Below are 3,686 nucleotides of genomic sequence, written 5' to 3'. Positions count from 1 at the left end.
GCGGCGGGCGATCCGGCGGGGCGGCGGGCTGCTGGACCGGCTGGACGACCTGAAGCTGGCCCTGCTGTCCGGCGAGACCGGCGAAGGGGCGCTGGAGCGGCTGTCGCGCACCCTGCGCGAAGAGCGGCCGCTGGACGCCGACGCAGGCCTGAACAGCCTGCTGGACCAGATCGACCTGCGGGCGGCGGTGGAGCTGGCGAAGGCCGATCTTCGCCGCAATGCAGCATAAATCGACGAAATCGTTCGCGAAACGCCGCCCCGAACGCTCGGGGTGATGAAGAAATGTCACGGTGGCGCGGTTTCGTCTAACCGTAGCGGGTCACGCTCGCGCGAGCCTTGTTGCCGCGACTCTCGCGCATCCCTATACGCATCCTGCGCCACAGGGGGGCGCGATTTGATGAGCGTGAGTGCGATGAACGCATTGGCGTCCGCCGTTGTCGAAAAGGGCGAGTACCGGCCCTCCGACGACGAGCCGTTCATGAACGAGCGGCAGTTGGCCTACTTCAAGGCCAAGCTGATGGACTGGAAGGACGACATCCTTCGCGAGTCCCGGGGAACCGTGATCAATCTGAAGGCCGAGACGGAGAACCATCCGGACCTGGTCGACCGGGCGTCCTCGGAATCCGATCGTGCGCTGGAGCTGCGCACCCGCGATCGCCAGCGCAAGCTGATCTCCAAGATCGACGAGGCCCTGCGCCGGATCGAGGACGGCTCCTACGGCTATTGCGAAGAGACCGGCGAGCCGATCAGCCTTGGCCGCCTGGAAGCCCGCCCGACGGCGACGCTGTCGGTGGAGGCCCAGGAACGCCACGAACGCCGCGAGCGGGTTCACCGCGACGACTGATAAAGGCGGCTCCAAAGGGCGCGCGACCTTGACTTGAGGCCTTGCGGGCGCGACCTACCGCGCCTTGCGTTTCAAGGTCGTCTGAATGTCCGTCAAGGTCCGCTTCGCCCCGTCGCCCACGGGGAAACTGCACGTCGGCAACGTGCGCACCGCCCTGGTGAACTGGATGTTCGCCCATTCCTTCAAGGAAGATGGGGGGCAGGGCGGCCAGTTCGTGCTGCGCATCGACGACACCGACCTGGCGCGCTCGACCGCCGAGTTCGAACAGGGCATCGAGTTGGATCTGGCCTGGCTGGGTCTGCTGTGGGACGAGCGTCACAACCAGTCCAAGCGGTTCGACCGCTACGAGGCCGCCGCCGAGCGCCTGAAGGCCTCGGGTCGGCTCTACGCCTGCTACGAGACCGCCGAGGAGTTGGACCGCCGCCGCAAGGTGCAGCTGTCGCGCGGCCTGCCGCCGATCTACGACCGCGCCGCCCTGAGCCTGACCGAGGCCGAGAAGGCCGCCTACGAAGCCGAGGGCCGCAAGCCGCACTGGCGCTTCAAGCTGGACGGCAAGCGCGTCGCCTGGGAGGACCTGGCGCGCGGCCACGCCGAGGTGGACACCGCCTCGATGTCGGACCCGGTGCTGATCCGCGAGGACGGCCTGTTCCTCTACACCCTGCCGTCGGTCGTCGACGACATCGAGATGGACATCACCCACGTGATCCGCGGCGAGGACCACGTGACCAACACCGGCGCCCAGATCGAGATCTTCGAGGCGCTGGGCGGGCCGGTCCCGGCTTTCGCCCACATGCCGCTGCTGGTCGGCGCCGACGGCCAGGCCCTGTCCAAGCGGCTGGGCTCGCTGTCGATCTCGGAGATGCGCGAGCAGGGCTACGAGCCGATCGCCATCACCAGCCACCTGGGCCGCATCGGCACCTCGGACCCGCTGGAGGTGGGCGCTTCGGTGCAGGCGCTGGGCGAGAGCTTCGCCTTCTCCAAGATGGGCCGCTCGCCGGCGCGCTACGACACCGCCGACCTGGACCGTCTGAACGCCCAGGCCCTGCACGCCATGGACTACGGCGTCGCGCAAAAGCGCCTGGCCGGGCTGGACGCCGACCTGGGCGAGGCGTTCTGGAACGCGGTGCGTCCGAACCTTCAGAAGTTCGCCGATGTCGTTGAAATGGCGGCGATCGTGCGCGGTCCGATCACGCCCGTGGTCGAGGATCCAGCCTTCGCGGCCGCCGCGCTCGAGGTTCTGCCGGACGACATCGGGGCCGACGCCTGGTCGGTCTGGACCAACGCCGTGAAGGAGAAGACCGGCGCGAAGGGCAAGGCCCTGTTCATGCCGCTGCGCCTGATCCTGACCGGCCAGGCGCACGGGCCCGACATGGCGACCCTCGCGCCGATGATCGGCCGCGAGCGGATCGTGAAGCGGCTGAAGGGCGAGGCGGCCTAGGGCTTGCTGAACCTTCGCGGATCGTCATGGCCGGGCTCGTCCCGAGACCATCCATAAGACTTGTCGGTGAAGGCCTAACTCGGCGCCCGCAATCTACTGACCGCGCTTATGGATGGCCGGGACAAGCCCGGCCATGACGTCGACGGGGTTCTACGCGGTCGCCAACGTTCAACCGCGCAAACAAAAAGGCCGCGCCTCGCGAGAAGGGCGGCCTTCTGTTTCAGCGCGAGCCGAAATCAGGCGTTGCAGGCGGCGATCTGTTCGGCGTTCAGGGCGACGCCCTTGTAGCTGAAGGCCGAGACCGGGCCGAAACGGGCCACGACGCGGCGGCAGGCGCGGGTCGCCGGCTGGTTGGCACCGCCCGAGGCGGTGCAGGAGGCGCCGTCGCACTGCCAGGTGGCGCCGTCGATGATGGTGCGGCCGGCCGGAGCCTTTGGCGCGTCGGCCAGGGTGGCGCTGGTGGCGGGGGGATTGGGGCGAAGGCGGGGGGCGGCGACGAGCAGGGTCGCGGCGACGAGCAGGGCGCGCATGGCGGTCTCCGAGTGAGGGCGGGGCGGCAGGGAGCGTCCCGTCGCCTCAGTGTGCGTTGTTATTCGAAAACTGTCAAGGCGCGTTGTCAAAACGAAACGCACAACGCGCCTGATCGACGATTACTTATCGCTGATCATGTTTCAAGTGAGGCAGATCGTCCGCCTGCCGCATCAGGGTGATCGCCTCCTCGACCGTCGCGGCGACGCTCCAGGCCTGGCGGAAGGATTCGGGGGTCATGCCCTCGGCGATGCTGTGGTCCAGCGTCGCCAGAAGACCGTCCCAGAAGCCCTTGATATTCAGGAAGATCACCGGCTTGTGGTGCAGGTCCAGCCGCTTCCAGGAGAGGACCTCGATGACTTCCTCGAGCGTGCCGACGCCGCCCGGCGCGACCACGAAGGCGTCGGACTGGTCGTACATGATGGTCTTGCGCTCGTGCATCGAGGTGACCACCAGGGTCTCGACGTCGTCGAACAGGCGCTCCCGGCTGCGCAGGAAGCCCGGCATGACGCCCAGCACCCGTCCGCCCGCCTCGTGCGCGGCCCTGGCCGAGGCGCCCATCAGGCCGACGCCGCCGCCGCCGTACACCAGCCGCCAGCCCGCTTGGGCGGTCTGTTCCCCGAATCGACGCGCCGCCACGGTGTAGTCGGGGTCCGAGCGATCCGAGGAGCCGCAGAACAGGCAGACGGACTTGCCGTCGAACGGCTGGATGGTGATGGACATGAAGCCTCGGCGTGGATGGAAGACAACGGGCCCCCGGCCGCGCTATCTGGTTCGATACTCCTAACCTCCGGAGGACGCGATGAAACGGGCCATCTTCGCCGCCGTCGCCGCGACGGCCGCCGCGTGCCTGGCGGGAAGCTGTTCGCCGCCGCC

At 68.3% G+C, this 3,686-nt stretch carries 5 protein-coding genes; 3 read left to right on the top strand and 2 right to left on the bottom strand.

Going from position 1 to position 3,686, the window contains the following annotated elements; all coding sequences use genetic code 11:
• From AC2W7C_RS14925 to gltX, 3 genes are all read left to right on the top strand, one after another.
• The coding region (locus AC2W7C_RS14925; RefSeq protein ID WP_486002121.1) for a flagellar assembly protein FliX at nt 1–229 on the top strand (229 nt) is incomplete at its 5' end.
• A 183-nt stretch (nt 230–412) separates the two neighbouring features.
• Nucleotides 413–844, top strand: a complete 432-nt coding sequence (dksA, locus tag AC2W7C_RS14920) for an RNA polymerase-binding protein DksA (RefSeq protein WP_486002120.1) — start codon at nt 413–415, stop codon at nt 842–844.
• An 85-nt stretch (nt 845–929) separates the two neighbouring features.
• Nucleotides 930–2,282, top strand: a complete 1,353-nt coding sequence (gene gltX, locus AC2W7C_RS14915; protein WP_486002119.1) for a glutamate--tRNA ligase — start codon at nt 930–932, stop codon at nt 2,280–2,282.
• Nucleotides 2,283–2,518: 236 nt separating this feature from the next.
• Here the strand turns inward: gltX and AC2W7C_RS14910 are convergent, their stop codons facing one another.
• Together AC2W7C_RS14910 and AC2W7C_RS14905 are read right to left on the bottom strand one after the other, a co-directional pair.
• Nucleotides 2,519–2,812: a DUF8200 family protein gene (locus AC2W7C_RS14910; RefSeq protein ID WP_486002118.1), complete on the bottom strand. Its 294-nt coding sequence runs from the start codon at nt 2,810–2,812 to the stop codon at nt 2,519–2,521.
• 124 nt (nt 2,813–2,936) lie between these two features.
• Nucleotides 2,937–3,533, bottom strand: coding sequence for an LOG family protein (locus AC2W7C_RS14905; RefSeq protein WP_486002117.1), 597 nt, complete (start codon nt 3,531–3,533; stop codon nt 2,937–2,939).
• Between the last annotated feature and the right edge of the window lie 153 nt (nt 3,534–3,686).

The sequence above is a fragment of the Brevundimonas sp. CURTG3B2_SDJG genome (genome assembly GCF_057364705.1).
This window is presented reverse-complemented; position numbering and strand designations above follow the sequence as displayed.